At 58.9% G+C, this 26,405-nt stretch carries 22 protein-coding genes and 4 tRNA genes; 7 read left to right on the forward strand and 19 right to left on the reverse strand.

Annotated elements, in window-relative coordinates:
* Positions 1-25: 25 nt before the first annotated feature.
* Complete coding sequence (locus CORGL_RS09110) at positions 26-1,102, reverse strand: DUF4013 domain-containing protein (RefSeq protein WP_083810027.1); 1,077 nt, start codon at positions 1,100-1,102, stop codon at positions 26-28.
* A gap of 276 nt (positions 1,103-1,378) precedes the next feature.
* On the opposite strand from CORGL_RS09110, the gene CORGL_RS09115 reads away from it, so the two are divergent.
* The 3 genes from CORGL_RS09115 (at position 1,379) to CORGL_RS09125 (ending at position 2,910) form a co-directional block, all read left to right on the forward strand.
* Positions 1,379-1,469, forward strand: a tRNA-Ser gene (locus CORGL_RS09115).
* Between the two features lie 48 nt (positions 1,470-1,517).
* Positions 1,518-1,610 (forward strand) — tRNA-Ser (locus CORGL_RS09120).
* 427 nt (positions 1,611-2,037) lie between these two features.
* Positions 2,038-2,910, forward strand: coding sequence for a trimeric intracellular cation channel family protein (locus CORGL_RS09125; protein ID WP_013709621.1), 873 nt, complete (start codon positions 2,038-2,040; stop codon positions 2,908-2,910).
* Positions 2,911-2,917: 7 nt separating this feature from the next.
* On the opposite strand, the gene typA is transcribed toward CORGL_RS09125, so the two are convergent.
* The 5 genes from typA to CORGL_RS09150 form a co-directional block, all read right to left on the reverse strand.
* Positions 2,918-4,747, reverse strand: a complete 1,830-nt coding sequence (gene typA / locus CORGL_RS09130) for a translational GTPase TypA (RefSeq protein WP_013709622.1) — start codon at positions 4,745-4,747, stop codon at positions 2,918-2,920.
* An 87-nt stretch (positions 4,748-4,834) separates the two neighbouring features.
* Positions 4,835-5,284 carry a hypothetical protein gene (locus CORGL_RS09135; protein ID WP_013709623.1) on the reverse strand — a complete coding sequence of 150 codons (450 nt, stop codon included), beginning with the start codon at positions 5,282-5,284 and terminating at the stop codon, positions 4,835-4,837.
* Positions 5,285-5,303: 19 nt separating this feature from the next.
* Positions 5,304-5,897, reverse strand: coding sequence for a J domain-containing protein (locus CORGL_RS09140; RefSeq protein ID WP_013709624.1), 594 nt, complete (start codon positions 5,895-5,897; stop codon positions 5,304-5,306).
* 209 nt (positions 5,898-6,106) lie between these two features.
* Positions 6,107-6,182 (reverse strand) — tRNA-Ala (locus CORGL_RS09145).
* Positions 6,183-6,241: 59 nt separating this feature from the next.
* A tRNA-Ile gene (locus CORGL_RS09150) sits at positions 6,242-6,318 on the reverse strand.
* Between the two features lie 310 nt (positions 6,319-6,628).
* Between CORGL_RS09150 and CORGL_RS09155 the strand changes: the two genes are divergently transcribed.
* The gene (locus tag CORGL_RS09155) at positions 6,629-10,969 is read left to right on the forward strand and encodes a SpaA isopeptide-forming pilin-related protein (protein ID WP_013709625.1); all 4,341 of its coding nucleotides are present in this window, start codon (positions 6,629-6,631) and stop codon (positions 10,967-10,969) included.
* On the forward strand, positions 10,966-11,712 hold the full coding sequence (locus CORGL_RS09500) for a class B sortase (RefSeq protein WP_013709626.1): 747 nt from the start codon (positions 10,966-10,968) through the stop codon (positions 11,710-11,712). The genes CORGL_RS09155 and CORGL_RS09500 overlap by 4 nt, the downstream gene beginning before the upstream one ends.
* A 46-nt stretch (positions 11,713-11,758) precedes the next feature.
* On the opposite strand, the gene CORGL_RS09165 is transcribed toward CORGL_RS09500, so the two are convergent.
* The gene (locus CORGL_RS09165) at positions 11,759-11,962 is read right to left on the reverse strand and encodes a hypothetical protein (RefSeq protein ID WP_013709627.1); all 204 of its coding nucleotides are present in this window, start codon (positions 11,960-11,962) and stop codon (positions 11,759-11,761) included.
* A gap of 202 nt (positions 11,963-12,164) precedes the next feature.
* Here CORGL_RS09165 and CORGL_RS09170 point away from each other — a divergent pair, with 202 nt between their 5' ends.
* The gene (locus tag CORGL_RS09170) at positions 12,165-12,461 is read left to right on the forward strand and encodes a glutaredoxin family protein (protein WP_013709628.1); all 297 of its coding nucleotides are present in this window, start codon (positions 12,165-12,167) and stop codon (positions 12,459-12,461) included.
* A gap of 103 nt (positions 12,462-12,564) precedes the next feature.
* Here CORGL_RS09170 and CORGL_RS09175 read toward each other — a convergent pair whose 3' ends face one another.
* The 3 genes from CORGL_RS09175 to CORGL_RS09185 all read right to left on the reverse strand — a co-directional run bounded on the left by CORGL_RS09175 (position 12,565) and on the right by CORGL_RS09185 (position 19,906).
* Positions 12,565-15,747, reverse strand: a complete 3,183-nt coding sequence (locus CORGL_RS09175; protein WP_049777714.1) for a M28 family peptidase — start codon at positions 15,745-15,747, stop codon at positions 12,565-12,567.
* Positions 15,748-16,019: 272 nt separating this feature from the next.
* On the reverse strand, positions 16,020-18,953 hold the full coding sequence (locus CORGL_RS09180; protein WP_013709630.1) for a helicase C-terminal domain-containing protein: 2,934 nt from the start codon (positions 18,951-18,953) through the stop codon (positions 16,020-16,022).
* Positions 18,950-19,906 carry a D-alanine--D-alanine ligase family protein gene (locus tag CORGL_RS09185; protein WP_013709631.1) on the reverse strand — a complete coding sequence of 319 codons (957 nt, stop codon included), beginning with the start codon at positions 19,904-19,906 and terminating at the stop codon, positions 18,950-18,952. The genes CORGL_RS09180 and CORGL_RS09185 overlap by 4 nt, the downstream gene beginning before the upstream one ends.
* A 103-nt stretch (positions 19,907-20,009) precedes the next feature.
* Here CORGL_RS09185 and rlmN point away from each other — a divergent pair, with 103 nt between their 5' ends.
* Entirely contained in the window at positions 20,010-21,056 is a 1,047-nt protein-coding gene (rlmN, locus tag CORGL_RS09190; protein ID WP_013709632.1) for a dual-specificity RNA methyltransferase RlmN, read from the forward strand.
* A 108-nt stretch (positions 21,057-21,164) separates the two neighbouring features.
* Here rlmN and CORGL_RS09195 read toward each other — a convergent pair whose 3' ends face one another.
* The 9 genes from CORGL_RS09195 to rpmH form a co-directional block, all read right to left on the reverse strand.
* Positions 21,165-21,419: a hypothetical protein gene (locus CORGL_RS09195; protein ID WP_013709633.1), complete on the reverse strand. Its 255-nt coding sequence runs from the start codon at positions 21,417-21,419 to the stop codon at positions 21,165-21,167.
* A gap of 7 nt (positions 21,420-21,426) precedes the next feature.
* Positions 21,427-22,293 carry a ParB/RepB/Spo0J family partition protein gene (locus CORGL_RS09200; protein ID WP_013709634.1) on the reverse strand — a complete coding sequence of 289 codons (867 nt, stop codon included), beginning with the start codon at positions 22,291-22,293 and terminating at the stop codon, positions 21,427-21,429.
* Complete coding sequence (locus CORGL_RS09205; RefSeq protein WP_013709635.1) at positions 22,286-23,086, reverse strand: ParA family protein; 801 nt, start codon at positions 23,084-23,086, stop codon at positions 22,286-22,288. Before CORGL_RS09205 ends, CORGL_RS09200 begins: the two co-directional genes overlap by 8 nt.
* A 111-nt stretch (positions 23,087-23,197) precedes the next feature.
* Entirely contained in the window at positions 23,198-23,953 is a 756-nt protein-coding gene (rsmG, locus tag CORGL_RS09750; protein ID WP_013709636.1) for a 16S rRNA (guanine(527)-N(7))-methyltransferase RsmG, read from the reverse strand.
* A 92-nt stretch (positions 23,954-24,045) separates the two neighbouring features.
* Positions 24,046-24,624, reverse strand: coding sequence for a Jag family protein (locus CORGL_RS09210; RefSeq protein WP_013709637.1), 579 nt, complete (start codon positions 24,622-24,624; stop codon positions 24,046-24,048).
* Positions 24,625-24,666: 42 nt separating this feature from the next.
* Complete coding sequence (locus tag CORGL_RS09215; RefSeq protein WP_013709638.1) at positions 24,667-25,449, reverse strand: YidC/Oxa1 family membrane protein insertase; 783 nt, start codon at positions 25,447-25,449, stop codon at positions 24,667-24,669.
* A gap of 27 nt (positions 25,450-25,476) precedes the next feature.
* Positions 25,477-25,749, reverse strand: a complete 273-nt coding sequence (gene yidD / locus CORGL_RS09755; RefSeq protein WP_013709639.1) for a membrane protein insertion efficiency factor YidD — start codon at positions 25,747-25,749, stop codon at positions 25,477-25,479.
* Positions 25,739-26,071: a ribonuclease P protein component gene (gene rnpA, locus CORGL_RS09220; RefSeq protein ID WP_013709640.1), complete on the reverse strand. Its 333-nt coding sequence runs from the start codon at positions 26,069-26,071 to the stop codon at positions 25,739-25,741. The genes yidD and rnpA overlap by 11 nt, the downstream gene beginning before the upstream one ends.
* Before the next feature lie 17 nt (positions 26,072-26,088).
* A complete protein-coding gene (gene rpmH / locus CORGL_RS09225) occupies positions 26,089-26,223 on the reverse strand; it encodes a 50S ribosomal protein L34 (protein ID WP_013709641.1) in 135 nt (44 codons plus the stop codon).
* Positions 26,224-26,405 lie beyond the last annotated feature (182 nt).

The raw sequence follows: 26,405 nt of genomic DNA on the forward strand, positions 1-26,405 counted from the left end.
CGCTCACCATGCACGAGCACCTTTCTCAAACGCGATGAGCGGGCTCGCTCTCCGAAGCGTTCCCGCTCGCCTCGCCAAGCATCGGAGCGAGCGGTATCTGACGGACTCTCGGCTCCGGCTCCGGAACGGGATCGGGCTGCCGATCCGTATCCGCAGGGGCGGCCGGGCTCGCGGACGGCGAGGTGGCCTCGGCAGCCGGCGCGCGCGGGGGCTCGGGCGCGCCCGGTCCTGAGGCTATGACAGCTGGCGGCAGGGGCGCAGATGAGACATCCCAGCGATCGACCTCGAATCCGCTGAACCACTGCCCCATGGCGCTGATAGAGACAAGCTGCATGATCGATGCGAGCAGCGCGAGTCCATAGGCGAATGCGAGCGTGATCACGACGAGCAGCAGGAGCGGAACGAAGTACGTGATGAGCAGAGAGCTGAGCATGTCCTGCTCCTGCGCGTAGCGCACGATGCTCAAGGCGTACACGAGGTAGCGGGTCGCGATCCGAGCGATGAATCCCGTCAAGACGATCGAGGCGAATGAGAGAGCGGAACTCATGAGCGCGACGCCATAGGTCCTGAAGAAGCCGGTGAGATCACGCGCGACCATCTGAAGCAGACGATCGATGCGCCAGCCGGCGCTGAATTGGTCGTAGATCGTCGCGCGCATGGCTGCGACGGAGATGAACGTACCAGCGAGCAACAGCATGACGAGCAACAGCGGATAGAGCAGATCGTCCCCGCCGTCGAGCAGGAGATAGATGCGGTACGATCCGGCTTCCAGCGGAAAGAACGGAAGCGGAACCCGCATCAGGTCAAGTCCGAAAAAGAGCACCGGAAGGCAAAGCAGCACGGCGCGCATGCTGAATGACACCAAAAAGGCTCGAACGCCGGTGTGCAGCAGCGTTCGATAGTCGGTGCCGTGTCTGTCAGATGACGCATCAACACCCCATGCGATCAGCCGCGCCCGCTCGTAGCCGTATCCGAAGACGACGATCTCACCAAGAATCGGAATCCAAGCCAGCAGGGCAATTTTCAAAAGGGGCCTGAACCAGTCTCTCTGCCCGAGCAGCCTCTTCCAAGAGGTTGAGAAACTTATTTGTCTATAGAGCATGAACACCCTTTCATCCCTGCTGTCCCCGCGCCCGGTCGGTTCCCCGGAGGTCAGAGGCGCTCAATCCACTCTGAATCCTTCAAGTCTATCATTGCGACGGCACTCCATCGTCTCCTCGATACCCGTTTACATGACGCTTCCCCGAGCGATAAGCTGTATTTAAGAATTCGATCGGCTCATCGGGCTTGTGGAGAGCCGATGTCACGCTCGCCGGTGCCCCCGATTCACGCATTTGCAAAGGCCAAGAACTACGCTACAATTGCCTGTGCACTTCACGGAGAGTTGTCCGAGCGGCTTAAGGAGCACGATTGGAAATCGTGTAGGCGTCAAAAGCGTCTCCAGGGTTCAAATCCCTGACTCTCCGCCAGCGTATTCTCGGCGGGCCCCTCGGGGCACGTCGTATTTCACCCCATGCGGAGGGGTGGCAGAGCGGTTGAATGCGGCGGTCTCGAAAACCGTTTATCCGGTATCCCCGGATACGAGGGTTCGAATCCCTCCTCCTCCGCCAGCTGTTTTTTATACGAACACCGCCTCCTCTTCTATGGAGGCGGGTTCGCATCAACGATTCGACTGAAAGAATGATCACCCGACCAGACCCCATTTCATCACGACATGTGGGGCCAGATGATCATGAATCGTCGTCAATCGGTTTTCTGGCACCGCTCGAGTCTCGGCTTCTGTCACTGGCAACTATTGGGAACGCGCCGGCGAGGGTCCACGCGGGCGGCACGTCTGAGCATCTCTCTTTCAGCATGCGTTGATCACGCGCGCCGATTGGTTTTCATCTGACGGCCCTCGAGGCGCGCGAGCCGGTGAATCCCCATCTGACTTGTGACCTGTTCATGCAGGCACCGCAGACGCCGGCGCAACCATGTAAGATAGCGGCGTGCATCCATCGTGATGACCTGTCACCCGTCGATGAGAGGCGCGACCCCATGCCTGAGACAATGCTTTTCCACGTGCCCGCCGCAGCGGCGACCATCGTTACCGCACGCGCGACGGCACCGCAGCTTCCCGTCCCGCTATGGCTCGAGATGATCGCGGTGATCGTCGCGTCCGCATCCGGTGTGCTCACAGCACGCGAGCACCAGCTCGATTTCGTCGGGGCCATCGGACTCGCCATCGTGTGCGGACTTGGCGGCGGGCTCCTACGAGATATGATCCTGCAGGTCGGCAACGTCTATATCCTGAATCAACCGCTTGCGTTGCCGATCTCTGTCGCTGCAGCGACGACCGTCTTCGCCTTTCCCGTCGTGGTGGCCAGACGCGAGCGCATCATTGCGTTTTTGGACATCATGTCGGTTGGGATCTACGCCGTCATGGGCGCAGACAAGGCGATGGTGTACGGATTCGAACCAACGGTCTGCATAATGATGGGATTTTTCACCGCTGTCGGAGGGGGCATGCTGCGCGATATATGCCTGGGCCAGACGCCGGCCATCTTCCGCCGGGGCAACTTCTATGCGATAGCCGCGATCGCAGGCGCCATGAGCTATGTCATTCTCATCAGAGTCACAGGTCTGTACAATATCGCAGCCCTCATCCTCGGTACGCTTGTGACCATGGGGCTTCGCTGGCTTTCCCTGCGGTACAACATCATGTCTCCGACCGAGATCGATCTCGGTCGGGTGGTGGCAATCTCTCGGCGCCGCAGGCGCACGGCAGATGGCGCCGCACCGGCGAGATCGTCTCACTCCGGCGATGCGCTCGCCGATCGACGCGAGCGCATCTTGCGTGATATCGGACGCAGACGCGACGCTGAGGCCAGCACTCAGCGCAGACGGCTTTGGTTGCTGCGGAGAAAATGACCGCAGCTCACTGGCCTCGCCGAACGGCGGCCTTCTTGCGCTCGTTTGCCGAGAGCAGCCGCTTGCGAAGGCGAACGTTCTTCGGTGTGATCTCAACGAGTTCGTCGTCTGCTATGTACTCGAGCGCCTCCTCAAGCGAAAACGTGCGCGGCGGGGTGAGCTGCACGGAGATATCCGATGTCGAAGAGCGCTGGTTGCCCAGATTCTTCGTACGCGCAATGTTCACGACCATGTCCCCGGGTTTGTTGCGCTCACCGACGAGCATGCCCTCGTAGCATTCCGTACCGGGCTCCACGAACAGCTGCCCGCGCTCCTGAAGGGTTCCCAGCGCATATGCCACGGCCTTCTCGGTCGTCATCGAGATCATGGCACCGTTGTTTCGGCCGCCGATCTCACCCGCATAGGGACCGTATTCAAGAAACGTGTGATAGAACACACCCTCTCCGTGGGTAACGTTGAGAATCCGGTTCTTAAGACCCATGATGCCGCGTGTGGGGATGCGGAATTCAAGATGAGTGACGGTGACGCCGGTCTGCATGCTCGTCATCGTGCCGCCGGCATTGCCGAACACCTCGATCACCTTGCCGGAGTACTCATCAGGGCACTCGACCACAGCCTGCTCGATCGGTTCCTGGCGCTTGCCATCTTCTCCGGTGCGGAACAGCACGCGCGGACGGGCGACCTGAAACTCGAACCCCTCACGGCGCATCGTCTCCATGAGCACGGACAGATGCAAGATCCCGCGACCCGATACCTCTACGCCGGACTTGTCCTCGAGCTCAGCTATCCGCATGGTGACATTGTTGTCAGCTTCGGCGAGCAGGCGCTCCTTGAGCTGGCGGGCGCCGACGGTGTCGCCGTCGCGGCCCACGAGCGGTGAGGTCGAGGCCTCGAACACCACCGACAGGGTCGGCGGATCGATCAGTATCGGTGCGAGCTCGACAGGGTGCTCGGGATCGGTGTAGACATCCCCGATGTCGGCGCCCTCCACGCCGACGACCGCGGCGATGTCGCCGGCGCCGACCTCGCTGCATTCCGTTCGGCCCAGATAGTCGAACGTGAACAGCTGCTTGATCTTCGAAGTCGTCGTCGTGCCATCGTTTTTCTGCACGAGGATCGTGTCGCCTTCGTGCAGCGTTCCGGAGAATACCCTTCCTATGCCGATGCGACCGACGAAGTTGGAATGATCGATCGTCACGCATTGCATAGCGAGCGGCGCGCACTCATCGACCTCGGGAGCGGGCATGTCGTCGATAATCATATCGAGAAGCGGGAACATGTCGTTGTTGTCATCCTCGGGCGACCGGCGAGCGTATCCGTTGACGGCGCTCGCGTACACGACGTGCTCCATGGCGAATTCGAGCTGCTCATCGGTTGCACCGAGATCCGCCATGAGATCGAGGCAGTCATTGTAGGCGCGTTCGGGGTCTGCGGCGGGTCGGTCGATCTTGTTGATGACGATCATGATTCTGAGCCCGGTGTCGATCGCGTGGCGAAGCACGAATCTTGTCTGAGGCATGGGACCCTCGAACGCGTCGACGAGCAGCAGCGCTCCGTCGGCCATCTTGAGCACGCGCTCGACCTCTCCGCCGAAGTCAGCGTGGCCCGGAGTATCGATGACGTTGATCTTCACACCCTTGTATTCGATCGAGCAGTTCTTCGCGAGAATCGTGATGCCTCGTTCGCGCTCCTGGTCGTTCGAGTCGAGAACACGCTCTTCGATCTGCTGATTCGACCTGAACGCATCAGTGGCGCGAAGAAGCTTGTCCACAAGCGTGGTCTTGCCGTGATCAACGTGGGCTATGATCGCAATATTCCTCAAATGCTCTACTTGCATGAAACTTCCTGTCTCTTTACCCATCCTGATGGCGACACGGTGCCGCTCGGACAGCCCTCGATCAAACGTTCTCTATCTTAGCGGCTCTCATATCAAAGGTGGCTCCGCACCTGCGGGCGCGGGCGCGCTCCATACAAAATCGGCTCCGGCCCCGACGCGACGATAGAGCACATAAGCCGAGAAACCACTGGAAAGCCCGCGTTCAAAGAAGCTCACAAGCAGCGCGTCGTGAGATGCGCCGGCGCTCTCGATGCTGCCGGTGCAGGCGATCGCGTAGCGCTCGATCTTGTCGATCGGAAGCGCCTCCCCGCCATCGGCGTGACTGCTGACGAAGCGTTTCGCGGCGTCGAGACACACCTGCTCGTCGTCCTCGCAGAAAACGATGTCGTGCGAATTCGATGCCTTGTCCTGCATGGATACGACGACGCCCGGGTCGGTGCCTGAGGCAAGCTCATCGAGAAAGCGACCGATGAGCTCGCATACCATGCGATCGAGCTCTTGGGAAACGGTTCCGAACTCCTGCGCGCTCTCATCCATATGCCGTCGCACCCTCACTCTACAGTTCCTGCGCCTGCCGCGCGATCTCACGGGCGCGATCACGTGTTTCCAAAAGCTTGCGCGCGCGCTGATCGAGCACGTTGATCTGACTCGACATCGTGAAGATGTCCACGGCACCCCAGATCGCCAGCATCGATGAGACCGACATACCGAGTCTGCCAACCGCACCATGAAAGCGTGAGAGCACGATCATACCCATGATTCCGATACCGAGCACCGCGAGCATGCTTCCGCGGCGCTCTCGCATCGTGCGCGCCTGGCTCACGACCGTCAACCGCGCCGTCTCGGCGGCATGTGCGCGGGCCTCGGCCTCGAAGCGTATGGCAGCCGGTTCCGAAGATCCGGTTGATCTGCGGGCCGTATGCCCGCGGGCGTCTCCGCCGGGCCTGCACGAGGCCGAGCGGCCGACGAGCACGGCGCGCGCCTCGTTGATGGTTCGCATCTGCCGCTCGGCGCGCGCCTGAAGCTTTTTGCTGTCAGCGAACTTGTCGGGATGAAGCATCAAAGCCAGCTCGCGATAGGCGATGGCGATCTCATCGGCCGACGCCTCTGGCCTGAGACCCATCACGCTGAACGCCTCATCACGGGTCAAAGCTGCACACCTCCCTCGCACCGAGCAACTCATGCCGATTCGCACACGGCGCAGCCCAGTGTAGCGCAACAAGATGGGCGGCTCGTGAACGAGCTTCGGTGCCAGTTCCGCTCACACAGAGATCTTCCCGACAGGAGACGCCGATGTGCGACGTCCGGAGGATGGCAAAGCGAAGAATCGGCGATGCGACCGATCCGGAGATTGAAAAATGGTGGAGGTTAGGGGGCTCGAACCCCTGACCTCAGGCTTGCAAAGCCCGCGCTCTCCCAGCTGAGCTAAACCCCCACGGTAATAAACACCCCAGCGGCGACTCGGCTCTCGCTGGGGTGTCTATTGTAAAGGAGTGGTGGACCTGACAAGATTCGAACTTGTGACCTCCCGGTTATCAGCCGGACGCTCTAACCAACTGAGCTACAGGTCCATCGCACTAGGAGATGATACCCCGGTCCATTCTTGCAAGTCAACTTATTTTTCCTTGGAAATCCAGTGATTCGCACGCGACCCTCTCGTGCGCGGCGGCGGTGCGATCGCAAGATGTGTTCTGTGTGATCTTGCGTATGCGATTCGGATGCGACAGGGCGACGGCATCCACCGCGAGAGGCTCCCGGCGTCGGGATACGGAGAAGCGGTCAGACGGCGATCGTGTTCGAGCGAGATCTGTGCGAGAAAATCATGCAGATGCGCCTGGCCCTTCGCGATAGGCTCCCCTCATCTGAGGCGAGGGGAGAACCATGGTAAGAAGAGCCCGTCCGCGACGGTTTCGCATCCCGCGAGGCATCTGTGCGCTAGCTGCGAGAAAGATCCTGCTCGTCACAGCCGCCACCCTGATCGCAAGCGGCATGATGCTGGGCGACCTCAATGCTGCGCCGTCTGCGCGCGGCGAGATCGCCGTCCCGATAGACAGAGCTCTCGGTGCCACCCGATCGGTCGAGGAGGTGCTCGAATCCCATCTTGCCGACAATTGCTATCTGGGAACATCCTATGGAACCATCGCCCCGGGCAGCTTCGGTGACTTCAGCACCATCGACAGCTGGGACTGCAGATACCCGAACGGACGACCCAAGCCCGGGGTCGGCGGCTATATGAACTGCGCCGGCTTCGTCTCCTCGGTGCTCACCGAGTGCGGTGCCGACGTCTCGCCGATCGCGAATTTCGTCGCCGCCAACGGATACCGTCGCGGCAACGACACGAACGCATTCAAATGGAACCTCTACGTCTCCGAGAAGGGATTCGCAGCGGGCAGGTTCGCCACCAAAGAGCAGATGCTGGCTTCGGGCATACTCAAGCGAGGCGATATCATCTACATAAATCCCGTCGACTTCACCGGCTCCAATGATTGTCACATGGGATTCTTCTGGGGAAGCAGAAGCGACGAGGACCTGTTCTGGCACTCCGCGTTTCACGGCGACGGTCTCGTCGCAGGAGCTCAGCCGGGAAACATGATCTCGCGCATCACACCTAAAAGCCCCGCGACCTATTATCTCGTGATCAAGACGCAGCACGATGTGGATGTAGCATTCGACAAGGTGTCAGCTGACGCGTCCTTTACCGATGGGAACTCGCAATACGCGCTCGCAGGTGCAGAGTATGATATCTTTTGCGCCGAGAACGACGCCATCGCGGGACACATCGTGACCGACGGGAACGGCCACGCGAAGCTGTCGCTGTCGCCGGGAATTCGCTATTACGCTGTCGAGACGAAAGCGCCCAAGGGTTTCAAGATCGATACGAAACGATGGTATTTCACCGCGAGCGAGGGCGCTGACGTGAACATGCCCGAGGAGCCCGGACGGGTTCTCTTCAAGATCGTGAAGCTGGATGCGACCGGCAAGATCCAGATCGGCGCGGATCTCAGCGGAGCGACCTATCGACTCGTGGACGCCAAGGGAAGATCCCAGGAGAAGACGACCGATGTCTCGGGTCGGCTCGCATTCGATGCCGTGCCCTTGGGGAGCATCACCGTGACCGAAACCAAGGCGCCCGAGGGATACCGCCTCGATACCAAGGTGCATTCCTATCAGATCAGCGCAGACGACCTGTCAGTCGAAGGCGAGGCCGTAATCGAGCCGAAAGATGACTTCGCCGAGATTCCCCTCGCGTTCGATCTGGAGATCGCAAAATTCAAGGGCGGCGGCGATGACGCCGCACAAGATGACAGCTCCGGACATGAGCAGCCCGCAGCAGGTGTGGTGTTCGAGATCATCTCCAATGCATCGGGCAAGGCGATCGGATCGATCGCAACGGGGGCTGACGGATTCGTGGACACGGCCTCAGATCCGAATCTATGGTTCGGACAGGGAGAGCGCGTCGTCGGCATCGCGGGAGCCATACCTTATGACCGCGCGGGCTACAGGGTCCAAGAGGTCGCGTCGACCGTGCCGGATGGATTTGACCGCGTCGGAGAGTGGTCCATCACACCGGAGCAGATGCTCGACGGGGTCAAGCTTCGCTACATCTTGGACGACGAGCGGATCACCTCGAGTCTCAAGATCGTGAAGACCGATGCCGAAACGAACTCCCCCGTTCCGCTGGCCGGTTTCACGTTCCAGATACTCGACGAAGACGGTCATGTCATCCATATGGTCGATCCGTATCCGAGTCCCACCGAACTCGATGCGTTCACCACGGACTCCTCAGGCAGCGTCACCTTACCTGAACGGCTTTCCAGCGGACGCTACCGGATTCGAGAAATCGCTTCGAGCGCACCGTACCTCATCGGCGACATCGAGGTCGAATTTGAGATCCCCGCCGACTTCAGGAAAGCCGCGCCGATCGTCGTCGTCGAGTTCCCCGACAGTCAGGCTATGGGGCGAGCGGCCATCACAAAGACCTGCGCTGAGGAGAAGTCCGCCACCGATGGGGGAGCCGGCGGATCCGATTTCGACAACGGCTGCGCCAAAGCGCTGGCCGGTGCTCAATTCGATGTCAAGGCGGTGCACGACGTCGTGGGGCCCGACGGCCGCGTGCGCGCCCTCCAAGGAGAGATCGTCGATCATGTCACGACCGATGAGGACGGGCTCGCCACCACCAAACCGCTGTATCTTGGATCGGGCAGCGCCGTATACGCCTTCATCGAGACCGTGGCACCCGCCGGTCACGTGCTCGACGACACGCCTCACGAGGTGACGCTCACGTACAAGGACGCGAGGACCCCGATCGTGAGCGCGGGCACCGACGTGGATGATGCCCCGACTCGGACGGTCATCGAGAAGACCGGCAGCGATGGATCCGCCCTGGCAGGAGCGACGTTCGCGCTTTGGTGCGCCGATGACGAGATCGACATCACACCGGACGCCGAGACCGGAGCGATCGCGCTGCTGGCACCGGACGCGACCGGCATTCGTCTGCGCGCGAGCAGCGAGGACGACGCCGACCCGCGCGCAGACGATGCGAGCACCTTCGTGGAGCTCGAACGAGACAAGCAGACGGGATACTGGCACGCAGAGCGACTCCTGCCCGATGACTACGAGATCATATCGAGCGGGCCGGCAGGCGGGGATGATCGAGGGACCGATGAGGACGGGGCCGCTGAGACCAAAGCGGGCTCCGTGCAGATCATGCCGGGGCGCGTGAGCTACGGCAGTTTGGAATCGGGGTCATACCGATCGCTTCCCGTCCTGCTTGCGGATAACGCCCAGCCTGATGAACTCACCACCGACGACAGCGGCCGAATCTTCATCGGCCACCTGAGGGCCGGCTCCTACCGCATCGCCGAGACGGCGGCGCCTCCGGGATATCTCATCGACGCCGAGCCCAGATCCTTCACCGTAGATGATCGCGGCCTCACCGAGGGCATGCCGATCTGGACGATCAGAATCTCGGATGATTGCACCAAGCTGGCTATCTCAAAACGAGATATAACCGATGAGCAGGAGCTGCCGGGGGCGACCCTGTCGATCTTGGACGAGAATCGCGACGTCGTCGCGACATGGGTCAGCGGTGGGGATCCGCACCGCATAGACCGGCTCGCACCGGGGAGCTATACCCTCATCGAGACGATAGCGCCTCACACGTACGACCAGACAACCGAGGTTCCCTTCAAGGTGGAGCCGACCGGCGAGATACAGCATGTCATCATGTACGATGAACCGATCGCTGTTTCCGGTGGGATCGATGTGCGGCAGGAGATCGCGCGGCCCACCGCAGCGGGAAGTCGGCCGAACGGCGACGGACGAAATCGCGCCACCGTGAACCAACGCGACGACGGGCGCTATGCATGCAGCTTCGACTTCCGCAGCACCTCCTCCACTTGGGTGGATGAATTCACCGTCGAGTGCTCCTTGGATGCCGTCTCAGCGGGCGCCTCAGAACTCGAGCGTCTCATCACCCCGCGTGCGCGAGGTGACTACGATGGCAAGATGAACGTCTGGTTCAAGACGGACGGACACGTCGATGGCAACGAGGCGCAAGCGGCTAACGCGTCGCGATCTGATGGCCATGTGAATCCATGGCTCGATGACGACTCCACCTCCTCGACACTTGGAGATGACGGTCGCGCGCTTGACTACACGGGCTGGAAGCTCTGGGCAGCCGACGTCTCGACCGACAGGTCAACCGAACTCAAGGTTTCCGACCTCGGTCTCGCGAGCGGCCAGCGGATCGTCGGGGTGCGCTTCGAGTACGGTCGCGTGGATGCGGGGTTCACCACGCGCGCAGGTGAATGGGACCGAGATGATATCAAAGATCCCCATGACGACCTTGACTGGATCGGAGGCGACCGGGGAGGCGATTCGCACGGAAGCGATCGGAACGAACTCGCCGGAGCCGTTTTGCATCTGCGCGCGGGCGCCTCATACACCGAGGGCGTCGCACTGAACACATCGGGCAGGGTGGATCTGTATCGCAACGGAGGCGGAGACGACCTCGAGGACCATGATACGGATCGGGTCACGCAGACGCCGGGAACCGTTGCCGTGCCCCTGCCGCAAACCGGGGCCGCTCCGCTCGCTTATGTTACATGCGCCCTCAGCGCCACAGCGGCATCGGCGGCCTGCCTGATCGGTCTATGGCGTCATCGGACGCGGAGCGGCGGAGTGGGAAGGGCAGCCCGACGGCGACGGCGCGCGACGTGAGCGGGCGGCATCAAACGACGGATCGCGGAGATCCGAGACGGAGAGTCCTTCTGTGCGCCGCGACGCTTCTCGCGCTGGTCTCGGTTGAAACCTGCTCGATCCAAGCTTCATTCCAGCAGATGGCGCAGATGCACAACACCGGGGTGGACGCCGAATCGACTCGATACCGCGAGATTCAAGGAACGCGGGGCGATGCGGTGCCCGAGATGCCCCGCATCCTTGTAAGGGGGACCGAGATAGATTATTCCATCGCGCAGGATCGCAGCGATCTCGCAGATGGCTTCTTCCTCTCCCATGACCCCTCGGGCGCACCAAGGCGATCCGGGTGCCCCTTCATCGATCGCAGAAGCTCGCTCGACGCTCGTCACATTCTCATATACGGCCACAATCTCGGTGCCGGTTCAGGTATGTTCTCCGAACTTGAAGATGCATGGCACCAAAGAATTCTTGAAGCGATCGGTGATGCGGTGCTCTATCTGCCTGATGGAACCACGACGGAGTTCTCCCCGATATGCGCCGAGCGGGTCAACGAGAGGTATGCCGATGTGCAGCGTTTCGGATTCAGCGATGAGGCCGACTTGCGCGAATGGGTCTGCTCGATCGCACGCGAGTCCCAAGCCGCCATAGCCGACTGGCACAAGACCGCGGGGAATGCCAGACGGGTGCTGACACTGGTCACGTGCTCATCTGCTCGCCCATCCGAGCGGCTGCGAACCCTGATCGTGTTCGCAAGCTCAACATGACTCGGTGCGCGACGGATGCGCTCGGACGATCCTGAGGCGCGCCGGATCACGATGCGGCTGCGTCAGCTCCTGATCCGGCGACGCCGGATAATCCGGACGATCCTCCGTCGAGCTGATCGACCGTCTGCCTCCCATCGCGATGCGTCGACCCCTTGACCCCCACGAGGAATGCGCCACCCAGACCGAGCGCGACAGCGATCGCGAGCCCGATGAGATAGCACAGCCAATGTCGTTTGATGAACGCGAACATGGATCCTCCAAAGAATACGTCTGGGACCTATGCTATCAGCTTTCCCCGATGGTCGATCATACAATCGTTCCCGCAGTCGTCGGACATGGCGGCATCAGCCAGCTGACTGCTCGGCAACCTTCAGGGAAGACAGCCGATACGAAGCGTATGATTGTGGGTACAGATCAGGACACGGTCAGCAGACGATGAAAGGAACACAGCGATGTCCGATACCCTAGAGCTCTACTACATGCCGACATGCCCCTTCTGTCGAAGGGTGCTCAACTACATGGAAGTTCACAACATCGATATTCCCCGTCATGATATCACCTCCGAACCGACTGCTCGAACCACCCTTGAGGAGCAAGGCGGCAAGATGCAGGTTCCGTGTCTGTTCATCAATGGAAAGCCGCTGTTCGAGTCAGATGACATCATCACGTTTCTGGAGACGGCGTTCCACGTGAATGACGAGGGCGACCAGTCAATCCAAGACGTGGTGCAAACCGAGGCCGGCGACTAGATCAATAGTCATCGATTTCAAAGTCGCCGTTGCTCGACACGAGCAGGCGTATAACGGACGAGGGGCCCAGCTGGGCCCCTCGTCCGTTATCGGTATCCTATATCTAGGACCTGCGGATGACTTCGGTCACCACATCGCAGACCAATGCGATGTTGTCGACATCCACGTTGCAGGGCATGTCATCTTCAGAGTGCGAGCGGGCGAGACCGGGCCCATCGACTCCCGCTATCGTGAGAGCGCGCAGGCTCATGGACATCGCAGCGTGCGCATCGGTGCTGAGATAGGGCATGTTCACCGCACCGAACTCATGATGGAAGGCTGCGGAGACTTTGCGGACGAGGTTCATGATGCGCTTGTCACCCTTGAGGACGCGCTCCTCCCCCTCGGTCGCGACCATCGCGAGCTCACCGGCGCCGACGCAATCCAGATTTATCAGAAACACACCGCGCAGGCTATCGCGATGCGTTTCAAGAAACGCCCTCATCCCGGCGTTGCCGAATTCGGAAGCCCCCGTCGCCACGAACCAGATATCGTGACCGAGCAGCTCCTCGTCGCCCATAGAGGCGATCGCGTTTCTCATCTCGGCTGGGCTGGCATCCTCCTCCCCGGTTGCACCGCCCTTCCAGTCTTCATCGCCATCGTCGAAGTTATCCCATGAACCGGCATCGCGCCCGAACTTCTTGGCATCGAAATCCTTCTCGATGCCGAGCCAGTCGGACATGCTGTCATGTTCCCTGCTCTTTCTGCCGAACAGCCGTCCAAGTCCTCGTCTTCTGTCCGTATCGTGCGGCGAGCCGTCGGTATCGACGACGGAGCTGTTTTCCTTGACGGAAATGACCTCGAATTTCCCCGCACTCGAAGTGCCCTCGGGATGCGCGGGCGCGACGTTCGGTGTCGGCGCGACCACAGGATCCGATTCCGAAGACATGTCTCCGGTATCGGGTGAGAACGGGTCCGCCGGGGAGATAGCGGGATCGGGAAGATCGAACAGAGACGAACGATTTGTCGATGTCGCCTGATCGACAGATGCGGGAGCAGAGGGCGCGGGTACAGCTATCTGCGGATTCGCGCGCGGCAGATCCCAACCGGGGGCTGAAGGCACGACCTGCGCCGCGTCTCCGGTCACAAGCGGAACCGCCGGGATGCGACGAGAGCGCCTTGAGGTGCGAACGGTGTCTTGCGATATCTGAGCCATGAGCGAGTCGACGGTATCCGCCGCGGCGACTCCGCGCGATGCCTCGTCGCTCGCGACCTCAGAGACGCTCTGCTCCGAGTTGGATCGCTCGATGGGCTGCTTCGGTTCGCCTGATTCAGTCATTTGAGTATGCGCATCATCTTGAGGCGGGGTCTGCTCAGCGAAGGATGGCTCGTGAGCGACCGTTGCGCCCGGATCATCTATGAGCTGCTCGGGCGTGGAAAGGGGCTGCGAGGGGCTGGGCTCGCGGTCCCCATCAGGTTCACTCTGTTTTGCAACACCCTGATCGGACAGATCTTCATCTCGACCTTCGGGGCGCTCGGCAAAAGATTCGCTCGAACGCGCCTTGGCGTCCGAATCCGGTTCACCATCGCGCGCAGCTGCGGCAATGTCGCCGGTCGCTCCTTGGATCAGGCCCCGTCCCGCACGAATCGTCGCATCGAAGATACGTGCGGCACCGGCACCGACCTCTGAGAGCGTCCCGACCAATCCCGATTTGACGGAAGGTTCTTGAACGGGCACGGGAGAACTCTTGGATTCTTTGCGATGATCGGCGAGGCCGTTTTCTTGTGACCCCCCGAGCTCCGCGTGGTCCGTGTCAGATGATTCAGCTATATCGGTGCGGACTGGCTCGACGCCGGCGGAAACGGTCTCGAGAACCGGTACGTGCGCGGCGGCTTCCTCAGAGGGTGCACCGGACGACGCGGCGGGGTGCTCGTCGATGTGATCCGGTTCCTTCACGTCCTCATCCACATAGACCAACTCGCAGGCTTGCGGGATCATACCCAGATCTCTGACGACGCCCGGGCCGAATCGCCAGCCTGGCTCGGTGTGCCTCGCGCGGGGTTGCTCGGCGCTCTGGGCGAAGGCGGCATCTCGCTCGGCGTGCGATGAGGATCGATCGTCTGCGCCGTCGGAGGCGGGGTTCCCCTCATCTTTCAGAGATGGCGTCTTCGGCTCAGCTGAGATTTGCGCGCTGTCCTGCTCGTCGGTGCGAGCCGCGTCTGCCGGCGCAGGCTGCGCCGACGCGGCGCTCTCCTCACCGGACTCGGTATCTGCGGCCGGCTCTTCCGCGCTCGGCGTCCGCACGGGCTCGCGCTCACTCGTCTCGGCCTGATAAGCGGTCCCGACCGTCGATGAGATCGAAGAGGTCGCTGCAGGTTCGACCGTCGGTGGGATCGATGATGTCGCAGCGGGCTCATCGCTGTTCTCGATAGCGTCGCCTGCGGCGGGCTGCTCCAAGATTCCCGTCCTGCCTTGCCCGGCATCCGGGTTCGCGGCGGCAGAATCGAGCCCGTCGACGGGGATCAGCCCATCAGAGGGCGCGGTTTCGACCGCAGCGGGTTTCTCTGCGAGAAGCTGCTGCTCGGAGCTGCGGCGCTGATCGGCGATATAGGTATCGAATGGAATGTCGTCGGGGAACTCGCGCTCGCCTCGATATGGACAGACCTCGTCCATGATGCCGAGCAGCGCGGCGACTGAAGACTTGTTGCACACCGCGCCCGAGGTGTAGGGCAGAGCGACCCGATTGAGCAGAATGGCGATCGCGCGAAGAAGCGGCACGCCCGCCGTCAGAATCGCGAGGATCCAAAGAATGATCTTCACCGCAGCGGGCAGCGGAAGAATCCTCATGACCATGAATACCGCCGGCAGCACCATCGCCGCGGGCATGAGCTTGGCGATCAGGGGACGATAGGTCGCGTACGGCATCTGAGCGAACACGTCTGCGCGCGGAGAATCATAATGGGCGACGACGACGACCGGACGATTGCGCGGCGATGCCATCGGTCCTGACGCCTCATGATGGGCGATGACGTTCTGACTCAGCCCTCCGGCGCCTATGCTCGGCAAAACGACGCGGCCATGCCTCTCGAGCGTGAAGAGCGCGCAAGCGGCGATGACCAGAAGAAATCCGATGACCCCCGCTGCCCCGCCGAATCCGGCGAGCACCGAGGCGATGAAGACGAGCACGCCAAGAACCGCCGATATGATCCTCGGTGAACCCGAGGCGCTGAACTCCTGCACCTCGGGCGCGAAGCCGTGGCGCCTGAACGTCTTTGCTATCTCGTCGGCAGCTGCTCGCTCCTCCATGCTGCACGCAGGCGTTATCCCCGTACTCTGAAGTAGGTGGTTGAGGTAATTCCGGGTCTGTGCCATCTGGACTCCGCATCCATGTACCGATATAGTCATCGGCGAGGCCCCGCACGGAGCGCTGCGCCCATACATTCTCGCAAGTATACCGCGATTCCATGATATCTGCAGCTATCGAGCAGAGCGGCGGCAAGTCTGACTGTTATATACCCTCTATCTCCATATCGATTGGAACGACAGGTCGGCTGCTGCTGGGAGAGCCCCCGAGACGACTAGCCGCGCCGGTGCTCATGCGAGCGCCTCCAGAGCTTCAGGAACCTGCCCATCTGCGCGGTCTCGATGCGCTGATAGGAACTGTTCGGAAGAGAGTGCAGGAACTTCTTTCCGTAGCCCTTCGTCATGAGACGAGAATCAGCCAAGACGAGCACCCCCCTGTCGGACGAGGAGCGGATGAGCCGACCGGCAGCCTGCTTGATCTCCAAGACGGCATCGGGCAACGCATATTTCGCCCAGGCTCGATCCTCGCGCAGGCTCCGCTCGCAGGACAGCGGATCCGTGGGACTCGTGAACGGAAGCTTCGGGATCACCACGCAGCGCAGGGTTTCACCCGAGGCGTCGAAACCCTCCCAGAACGCCTTGAGGGCGAAAAGCGAGGACTCCGTCTTTTGAACGAATCTATCGCGGAGCTGCTTGCCGGGCGCGCCGCGCAGCTGGCAGCCGAGCTCCAGACCCGCACGAGCCAGACGCGGCTCCACGCGTTCGAACAGCGTCTCCATATCGCGCCTGTTCGTGAATAGGGTGAGCGTGGAGCCTCCCATGGCCATGTGCACATCGCACAGTATGTTCTCCAGCGCGTCGATGTAGGCGTCCCGATCTCGGGGATCTGGCATGTCTGCCGCCACGACGACCGCCATGTTCTCGTCGAAGTCGTAGCTCGATTCCAAATGGAGATCGCGATGCGCGTCGGCGCCCAGACGATCCAGACCGACTTGATGATCGAAATGCTTGAAAGATCCAGATACGGAGATGGTCGCCGAAGTGAAGATCGCGGTGTGCACCTCGGGCAGCCACTGCTCGGCGAGGGCTTCACCGATGTCGATGCGCTCTGCGACGAGCTCCTCCCCTCCCGCTTTGGACCTTCGATTGATGCGGATGGAATAGACGAACCGATCGTCCTGACCGCAGACGATAAGATCAATCGCAGCCGCCAGATCCTTGAGCCTGCGCGCGCCGTCAGCGACCTCGATGAGGCCTTCGCCGGTCTCATCTGCCGTCGCCTCCGTCAGCGCGACGAGATCGCGCGCCGCATCGCGGACGGCATCGCGCGCCGCGCGCCCGAAGCGGTCGAGTCTCTTCCAAGCATCCGAGGCGCGCAGCTCCGGGCCGATCCAGAGCACGGATCTGTCAAAGCCCCCCGTCCGGCTCGATGAGGCCGCGTCGCGAACCGCATCGAACATCTCCGCCATCGCTGCTCCCGCACGGCAGACATGCGCCGCCGCCTTCGCTGCGAGACCCATATGAAGCGTGGCCGCTTCCGATGAGGCCGCGTCGCGAATGAGACGACCGAGAACCCCCACCCGCTCGTCGCCGAGCCGCTCGAAGACGGATCGGGTTTCGTCCGCCGAAACACTCACCGCCCATTGACGTCGCGCCTCGCCCTCGATCGAATGTGCCTCATCGATCACCCAATGCCTGATCGGCGGCAAGATCTTGCCCTCCGCCGCGACATTGCGAAACAAAAGCGAATGATTGGTCACAACGATATCCGCTCGCGCGGCGCGGCGGCGGGCGCCGTGCACCAGGCATTTGTCCGGAAAGAACGGGCACAGACGCCGCGCGCACTCGCGCGATGCGCACGTGAGATCGCTTCGACTCACGCTTCTCCAGCGAATTCCCAAAGAATCGAGATCACCGGCGGGTGCCTGGCACACATGGGCATAGATGACCGCCACCGCCGTCAGGGTATCGGCAGGATCGCGACGGGTCTTGATCTCCGCCGATCCTCTGCTCATCGCCTCGAGCTTGCGCAGGCACGGATAGTGATCGGAGCCCTTGAGAGCGCAGAAGGAGAGGCCGCCGTCCAGCTCGGCGGCCAACTTCGGAAGCTCGTGGAACATAAGCTGGTCTGCAAGGTTGTTCGACTTCGTCGCCACCCCGATGGTAATGCGATTGCGCTTCGCCGCCTCCGCCGCCGGAATGAGATAGGCGATGGATTTGCCCACGCCGGTGCCCGCCTCGATCACACGATGCGTCGAGGTTTCAAGTGCGTCCCTGACGCTCAGGGCCATCTCCGTCTGCTCGGGTCGCGGCTCGAAAGACGGATACATCCGGTCTACCAGACTTCCCGGGCAGAACATGGAAGCGATCTCCGAGCGCGCCGGCAGATCCAGGGCAGGCAGCTCGTCGGCATCAACATGGTCTCGAGATGCGTCATCGCGCAGAACATCGGAGCGCGACTGAGCGAGCGAGAAGTGCTCACCGGGGTTCTCGCTGGCGATATGGGAGAAGATCGGCCGATAGCTCCATGCGACATCGGGGTGCATGTCCGCAAGACGGCGAAGCAGGCCTGCGGGCAGGTCGGCCAGGGCGCACAGCAGGATCCTCCAGACCCCGCAGAGCGCGCGGACATCATCTCCGGCGCGATGCGATACGTCGGCGCATCCAAACGTCTCGGCAAGAGATGACAGGCGGTGCGATGCGAGCCGCGGCAGGGCGATGCGCGAGAGCGCGAGCGAATCGATCCAGATATCGCTCGCATCCGAGCCCCCGGGGACCGCTTCTATGAACGCGCGATCGAACGCCGCGTTATGGGCGATCACGGGCCGTCCTCCCACGAAGCGGGCCAGATCCCTGACAGCTTGGGTCGCCGGGGGAGCGTCGCGGACATCAGCGTCGCGGATACCGGTGAGCTCGACGATCTCGGCGGGAATGGGCTTCGAGGGGCGCACGAACGTCTCGAAGCGCTCTGTCACCTCTCGACCGGACAGGACCGCAGCCGATATCTCTATCAGCTCGTCATCTTGGCGAGACAGACCGGTGGTCTCGGTATCGAGCACGACAACGTCCTGCTCGATGAGACCGAACGTGCGCGTGCGAGCTCTATCCGGAAGACTCTGGTAGGCCTCGATGACGGCCGACGGGGTCCCCGGGAGCACCGCCCGGGCGATTCTGGAGGCAAGTCGCGAGGACGACGCGGACGATATCATGCGCGAACTCGTTGTAGCGCGAGCATGATCATCTCGTCACAGGCCTCCGCGAACGTCCGCCCGCAATGCCGGATCTCGTCGGGAAACAGCGACGCCTCGGTCATGCCGGGTATGGTATTGGTCTCGAGTATCACCGGCCCCTCCTCTGTCACGATGAAGTCGCTGCGGGAGAATCCGTAGCAGCCCAGCGCTCGATGAGCTCCAAGCGCGAGGGCGCCCGCGGTCTCGCAGATTCCGGTCGGCAACCGGGCCGGGATGCGATGCACGAGCGCGGGATCGATATATTTGACCTCTTTGTTGTAGAAGTCGGTGCCCTCCTGCCCCATGATTTCGACCACCGGCAGCGCTTTTGCATCGCGACCACCGAGAACGCCGACGCTGATCTCGGTACCGATCAAGCGCTGCTCGATCAGCACCTTGTCACTCGATTCGAAGGCCCTCTCGACGGCCTTCGGCAACTCGCTCGGATGACGGATGAGGGAGACACCCAGACTGGAACCGTTCATCGCCGGTTTCACAAAGCACTCTTTTCCGAGCTCGGCAACCAGACTATCGGGATTCAGCTCATCTCCACGACAAAGAGTGACCCCTCGTGCCACAGGGATGCCCGCATGCTCGAAGATAATCTTCGACACGTCTTTGTCCGCTGCGCAAGCGCTCGCGCGGACACCTGAGCCAGTGTAGGGTATATGCAGATAGTCAAGGACTCCCTGAATTGTTCCGTCTTCTCCGCCCGCGCCGTGCAGGGCAATGAACACCGCATCGAATGATGCCGATTCAATCTCTTTTAAAAACCCACTATCGGCCGGATCCAACGTCTCAACCCTGCCGTAACCTGCCTGTTTCAGAGCTCGACAGACGCTTTCACCCGACGCGAATGATATCTCGCGCTCCGGTGATGTGCCTCCGGCAAGTACCGCTATGCTCATGGACTCTCGACGACTTATCGGCATGCGATGATTCCTCCCGCCTTCTTTCAATCTCGTGTGCGCTGCTGCCCACGCTATCCTATTGTATAGATATACGCGAGCGTTCCGGTTATCCGAAAGGTGCATGATGGAACAAACAAATCAGATGAGGGACATACGCTCTCTCAGCGATGACGATATCCGCTCAGCTGTTGCCCAGCTTGATCAGCCGATGTTTCGCGCCACTCAGGTTCTGGAGTGGCTTCACAAGAAGAATGCTTCGTCATTCGATGAGATGACGAACTTGCCGAAATCGTTTCGCACGCAACTGGCCGAACGGTTCTCTTTCGCGGTCCCGCGTCAGATCGCACAACAGATTTCACGCGACAGAACCCGCAAGTACCTCCTTGAGTTTTCAGATGGCGTCTCGGTCGAAGCGGTGGGCATCCCGGGAAGAGGCAAACTGACGGCTTGCATCTCGACACAGGCGGGATGCGGTATGCGCTGCGCGTTTTGCGCCACCGGACTGGCCGGTCTCGCCCGCTCCTGCACGGCGCGCGAGATGGTCGACCAGGTTCTTCATATCGCTCGCGACTTCAACGAGCGAGTGACCAGTGTCGTCTTCATGGGTCAAGGCGAACCCTTTGCCAACTTCGACGAGACCGTACGAGCCCTGCGCACGCTGAACGATCCTCGGGGACTCAAGATAGGCGCACGCCATCTCACTGTTTCAACGTGCGGCATCATTCCGGGAATTCGGGCCTTTGCAAAGCTTCCCGAACAGTTCACACTCGCGATCTCGCTTCATTCGGCCTCTCAGCAGACACGCAACCAACTTATGCCCGGCGTGAAGAAATACACGCTACCGCGTCTGTACGAGGCGCTTCAAGAGTACGTCGAGGCAACCGGACGTAGACCGACATATGAGATCGCCATGATCGAGGGTATAAACGATACGAATCCAGAAATGCGTGCTATCTGCGACTTCTGCGAGGGAACCTTGTGCCACGTCAATCTCATCCAACTGAGCGACTTCCCCGACAGCGAACTTCATCCCTCACCGCTCTTCAAACTGGAGGAGCTGCAGAAGCGTTTGACCGCACGCGGTGTTCAGACGACAATCAGGTGCTCGCGCGGTGCGGATATAGACGCGGCATGCGGACAACTGAAGCAGAGACGGCCCAACGCACGATAGCCTCTTTTGGTGCTCTCTTCATCTGTTCCGGACTATCGCAGCTCGATGAGAACCGAGGCAAGATACTCCGGAACGAGAGGAAGAGAGTTTCCTTAATACTTAGGTACCTTAATATCCAATTTCATGCCACTGCTTTTCAACCCAACCTTGATTTACCCCGGGATTGCGAGTCACCTTTGCACGCTTTAATGCGACGTCCTCGTTGAATGCATCAAGTTTTTGCTGAGAAGATGCTCTCGCCCGCTGAAAACTATCTGCGACGCTGCTTCTGAATTCCTCATCACCGATTATATGGTATCCGATATAGGATCCCGCAGCGATCGCAGCTCCAACCAAAATTCCTTTTGCAATGTTTCGTGTCATATCTTGTCTACTCCTTTTGATCAATGATTTGTGCGAGGATGCGCATCAGCTCTTCCTCATCCTTGAACTCGATTTCGATCTTATTTTTACCCCGAAGTGTTTTGACTCGTACATTGGTATTGAATTTCTGACGTAAAGTCCGAGCAGCCTTCTTGAATGAATGGGGGGTCAGAGGGCGTGGCGAGCGCGATGCGGTTTCGACTGAGAACAATGGAGCGAGGGTTTCAGTCGCTCTGACCGACAGGCCATCGTTGACTACTTTTTCCGCAAGTCGGATGCGCTCATCTTCATAGGGAACCGCAAGAATTGCGCGCGCATGACCCGCTGTAAGTTTTCCCCCGAAAAGTAGATCTTGCACCTGAACTGGAAGATCCAGAAGACGCAATGTATTTGTTATTGCAGAGCGCGATTTTGAGACAGCCTTCGACAATGCCTCTTGGGTCAGATGACCTTCTTTGAGCAGTTGTTGGTAACCTCTTGCTTCCTCGATCGGATTGAGATCTGACCGTTGAAGATTTTCAATCAGGGCAAGCGTCAGCATCTCTTCGTTGTCTACATCTCGTATGATAACCGGAACTTCACGTAAACCGGCGAGTTTTGAAGCTTGATATCTTCTTTCACCTGCGATTATTTCATAACCTTTTTTCGTTTTCCGCACCAGAAGCGGTTGAAGTACGCCATGCTCCCGTATAGAATCGCTCAGTTCATTCAGCTCATCCTTATGGAACTGAGTTCTCGGTTGATGCGGATTGGGCACAACCTCTTCTATTGGTACAGCGATATCACCAGACCCGTTACCCGTCTCATACTGGGCTTCATCAACCAACGCGTTGAGCCCTTTTCCCAATCCCGTCTTTCTCTTTGAGTTAGGCACGTTTTATCACCTCTTTTGCCAATGACATATATGCTTTTGATCCCTTGTTGTTTGGTGCGTACGTTGTGATGGGCAACCCGTAAGAAGGTGCCTCTGATAGCTTAACGGTCCGAGGTATCAATGTCTTAAAGGTTTCTGCTCCAAAAAACGAACGGACTTCTTCAACAACCTGATTTGCAAGCGAGGTTCTTGAATCATACATGGTCAGAACGACGCCATAGATCGTAAGGTTTGTATTGATTCTTCCTTTGACCATTTTCATAGATTCAAGAAGCTTCGTGACTCCCTCAAGTGCATAGTATTCACATTGGATCGGAATCAACACGCTGTCAGCTGCTGCCAATGCATTGATCGTAAGCAATCCAAGTGAAGGAGGACAATCGATCAAGATGAAATCAAACTCATGCTTCACTGGTGCAATCAGTTCCTTTAAACGGGTCTCACGCGCCATTGTTGAGACAAGCTCTATTTCCGCACCAGCTAATTGAATTGTCGCTGGGACTATGAACACGCGTTTGGAATTCGTTTGTATTATCAGATCGGAAGCGGGAGTGTTATGCAGAAGAGCGTCGTAGATACATTGGTCCAGCTCTTCTTTTTCAATTCCGAATCCACTTGTTGAATTTCCCTGTGGATCGAAATCGATCAGCAGTGTCTTTCTGCCCATTTCACTTAATGCAGCAGCGAGATTGACAGCTGTTGTCGACTTTCCAACTCCGCCCTTTTGATTGATTATTGCAATTATTCTCGTATTTTTTCCAGATTTCGATCTTTTGACATCTTTATATGTCACATTTCCTCCAAGGACTGTAGTTTTCACGATACGGAGTTTATATACAGATGTTTCACGTGAAACATCTGTAGGGGCATCAGGTACTATTCAATTATGTTTCACGTGAAACATCTATGCAAGAGGATTCTTTTTCGCAAGACCGTTTTGACGGGGAAGCTTCACACGAGATTCAGCAGTACGCTGAAACACAAAAATCAATCTATGCCCGAGATTCTCCGGTAGATCGAATTCATCAGAGTCAACAAGAGCAAATCCGACAATATCTGCAACCCTCAAACCTGAAGTAACTTCAGCAGGTTTCGGTAACCCTTTTGTAAGTACCAAGCGACCACCAAGAGGTACAAGCGGGGCTGCAAGTTCTAGTAACGTTGGTAAAGGAGCAAGAGCTCGTGCAACAACAAATGGAAAGCCATCGTAATCAGACAAAGCAAAGTCCTCTAACCGCGTGTGGATAGCGGAAACAGAACTCAAGTCAAGGGCAGAAATGATGTCAGTGACCGCCTCGATCTTTTTTCGGACAGAATCAACGAGAACAGTTGGGTAACGAGTGAGGATATGTAAAGGAATACCAGGAAATCCCGGGCCGGTACCCATATCAAGCAGTGAAGCCTGCTCATCGCTATGAATATAGCGACTGAGAAGCAGCGAATCCAGAACATGCAGTATAAGTCCCTTGTTGGGATCGGTGATGCGTGTAAGATTTTGGGTTCGATTCAACTTGAGAACAAGGAGCAGATGCCTGACACAGAGTTCTGCTTGATCCGTGAAAAGCTCTAACCGGCAGGATTCACAATATAAAAGCAGCCTGATGCAGAGATCATTCAATTCATCTTCATCGACTGGCAATGGATCGAATGACCTCCCCACAATTACCTCCTGAATGACAGTCCTCTATGCTTCGTGAAGTTGAGGCAGAAAAGTGGTACGGCTTATCGCGTACCCAGAAATTCACTAGTGGTCTATACGGGGGAGATGACAACATGCCGATCAGGTTCAAGACCTTCTGAATGTGTTTCTATACCCGCATGCTCCCGTAAGCATATGTGAACAATGCGACGCTCATAGGGATTCATAGGGGGAAGCGAAAGAGAGGAGTTCTGCGCGACCACGCGCATCGCGGCAGAATTCGCCATATCTATCAGCTTATGGCGCCGACGAGATTTATATCCTTCGATATCAACAGAGATCGGATATCTGAAACCGAATTTTCGGCTCACAAGCAAGGACAGCATGGTTTGAAGGGAATCAAGTGTGCGTCCATGTCGACCGATCAGAACGGCGAGATTTGAAGCGCCGATATCAAGAATCAGTTCGCCCTCATCGCTCTCATATTCATCGATCGAGACATCGGAAGCATCAAAATAACCAAGTAAGTCGCGAAGAACAGTGATCGCCGTATCAGCGATGACATCGATATCTGCCTCACTGAGCTGCTCACCGCTTCTATAGCGAGATGCAAGATCGGAAATGGCTTCGACACTCGTTTGGTCTTCAGGTTGCCCGATCACAGGTAACACAGCAGATGATTGAACGTCCATGGCATCCTCCACTAATAAGGTACCTAATTATAGTGCAACCTTTCAATTCTTCTTCTTGGGTCTCACTTTGTGCTCACGGCGAACGACATCGACCTCAATCGGCGCGTTCGCCAAACGCTGCTCCTCCTCGGCCTTCGTGCGCTCGAGAATCTTCTGCGTGACAAAAATCTGCTGAACGGTCTGCCAGGCGCTGGAGACATCGTAGTAGAGAAGAACGCCGGCGGGAAGAGCCCAACCGAACCACAGCATCACGACCGCCATGACCACGGACATCATCTTCATCGACTGAGCCTGCGAGCCCGTCTGATTCTTAGCCATATAGAGCTGAGGTATCAGACTGAGCAAACCAAACAGCACGAGTATGACCAGGTAGGGAGCGGCTCCTGACGCTCCCCCTTGCGCGAAGGAGGCGCTTGGAGAGGTTGTCAGATCAGGCAAGAGGTTATAGAACGAGAAGCTGCCCTTGTCAAAATCCGGGAAATACGTCGGCAAGCTTTTCAACAAGGTGAACAGGGCGATCATGATCGGCATCTGCAACAGCAACGGCATGCATCCGCCGAGTGGGTTGAAATGATTCTCCGCGTAGAACTTCTGGATCTCCTGCTGCTGCCGCTGCGGGTCATCTGCGTACTTCTGCTTGATTTCCTCCATCTTGGGCTGATAGACCTGCATACGAGCTGTCGATTTCGTCGACTTCAAAAGCACGGGGGCCAGGACCAGACGCACGATGAGGGTCAAGATGATAACCGAAAGCCCCCAGTCGCCTGCGAGCGACTGAATGAATTTCAAGATCTGAAAGAGTATATTGACAATCCAATCCCACATGGGAAGTCCTCCGATACTGTCTGTTCACTAAGGAACGGGATCATAGCCCCCGGCGTGCCAAGGAGTGCAGCGCAGGATGCGACAAGATGCGAGCCAGCAGCCACGGACGAGCCCGTGCCTCTCGATAGCCTCTATCGCATACCGCGAGCAGCTCGGTTCATATATGCACGCATCCGGCAGCAGGGGAGAGATCCCTCGCTGATACAGCCGGATGGGTACCGTCGCGATTCTTCTGCAGGACCTCCGAGCTAAATCGAGGCGGCACCCGCCGCGAGAGCGATTTGCGATCTCAGTGCGCATGCATGCCCGCCCTTCCGCAAAGAGAGGTGAGTGCCGAAGTCAGATCTGCCTGCGATGCCGACCCCGTTGCGCGCGTCGCAAATAAAATGACGTCGAAGCCCTGAACGGGAAAACCAAGGTTGCGCGCGCACGCGCGCATGACGCGCTTCGCGCGATTGCGGCGAGGCGCGCAACCGAGGCGCTTCGCTGCAGCAAAGGCAACCCGCCCGGGCGCGCCCTCGTCGTCGAGACGACATATGACCATTCTCATCAACGGATGATTGAGTCGATATCCGCGACTGAACACCCGCTCGAAATCAGAATGAGATGCGATGGTCCTCATGCTCGCCGCACACGGCGCTAGACGGTCAGGCGACGGCGGCCCTTGGCGCGACGGCGAGCCAGAACGGCACGACCGCCCTTGGTCGCCATGCGGGCGCGGAAGCCATGCGACTTGGCGCGTTTACGCTTGTTCGGCTGATACGTACGCTTCATAATAGATATCCTCCTGCTGCGGTTTTCTTTACCTAAGAAGTAGAGACGTAAGCCTCAAGATTGTAGGAATACCGTGCGGGAATGTCAATGAGCACACCATTGATGCAGAGAAACGCCGAGTTCCATCGTAATCACACATGAAAATAACCCGCATCATGCATATCGGTGAACATATGATTTCA

Origin of the sequence: Coriobacterium glomerans PW2 (genome assembly GCF_000195315.1) — a bacterium.
Lineage (GTDB): Bacteria > Actinomycetota > Coriobacteriia > Coriobacteriales > Coriobacteriaceae > Coriobacterium > Coriobacterium glomerans.

Excerpts from the sequence above, each read along its gene's own strand:
- CORGL_RS09110 (WP_083810027.1), bottom strand. The coding sequence starts at position 1,102 with ATGCTCTATAGACAAATAAGTTTCTCAACCTCTTGGAAGAGGCTGCTC.
- CORGL_RS09125 (WP_013709621.1), top strand. The coding sequence starts at position 2,038 with ATGCCTGAGACAATGCTTTTCCACGTGCCCGCCGCAGCGGCGACCATC.
- typA (WP_013709622.1), bottom strand. The coding sequence starts at position 4,747 with ATGCAAGTAGAGCATTTGAGGAATATTGCGATCATAGCCCACGTTGAT.
- CORGL_RS09135 (WP_013709623.1), bottom strand. The coding sequence starts at position 5,284 with ATGGATGAGAGCGCGCAGGAGTTCGGAACCGTTTCCCAAGAGCTCGAT.
- CORGL_RS09155 (WP_013709625.1), top strand. The coding sequence starts at position 6,629 with ATGGTAAGAAGAGCCCGTCCGCGACGGTTTCGCATCCCGCGAGGCATC.
- CORGL_RS09165 (WP_013709627.1), bottom strand. The coding sequence starts at position 11,962 with ATGTTCGCGTTCATCAAACGACATTGGCTGTGCTATCTCATCGGGCTC.
- CORGL_RS09170 (WP_013709628.1), top strand. The coding sequence starts at position 12,165 with ATGTCCGATACCCTAGAGCTCTACTACATGCCGACATGCCCCTTCTGT.
- CORGL_RS09175 (WP_049777714.1), bottom strand. The coding sequence starts at position 15,747 with ATGGAGGAGCGAGCAGCTGCCGACGAGATAGCAAAGACGTTCAGGCGC.
- CORGL_RS09180 (WP_013709630.1), bottom strand. The coding sequence starts at position 18,953 with ATGATATCGTCCGCGTCGTCCTCGCGACTTGCCTCCAGAATCGCCCGG.
- CORGL_RS09185 (WP_013709631.1), bottom strand. The coding sequence starts at position 19,906 with ATGCCGATAAGTCGTCGAGAGTCCATGAGCATAGCGGTACTTGCCGGA.
- rlmN (WP_013709632.1), top strand. The coding sequence starts at position 20,010 with ATGGAACAAACAAATCAGATGAGGGACATACGCTCTCTCAGCGATGAC.
- CORGL_RS09195 (WP_013709633.1), bottom strand. The coding sequence starts at position 21,419 with ATGACACGAAACATTGCAAAAGGAATTTTGGTTGGAGCTGCGATCGCT.
- CORGL_RS09210 (WP_013709637.1), bottom strand. The coding sequence starts at position 24,624 with ATGGACGTTCAATCATCTGCTGTGTTACCTGTGATCGGGCAACCTGAA.
- CORGL_RS09215 (WP_013709638.1), bottom strand. The coding sequence starts at position 25,449 with ATGTGGGATTGGATTGTCAATATACTCTTTCAGATCTTGAAATTCATT.
- yidD (WP_013709639.1), bottom strand. The coding sequence starts at position 25,749 with ATGCGCACTGAGATCGCAAATCGCTCTCGCGGCGGGTGCCGCCTCGAT.
- rnpA (WP_013709640.1), bottom strand. The coding sequence starts at position 26,071 with ATGAGGACCATCGCATCTCATTCTGATTTCGAGCGGGTGTTCAGTCGC.
- rpmH (WP_013709641.1), bottom strand. The coding sequence starts at position 26,223 with ATGAAGCGTACGTATCAGCCGAACAAGCGTAAACGCGCCAAGTCGCAT.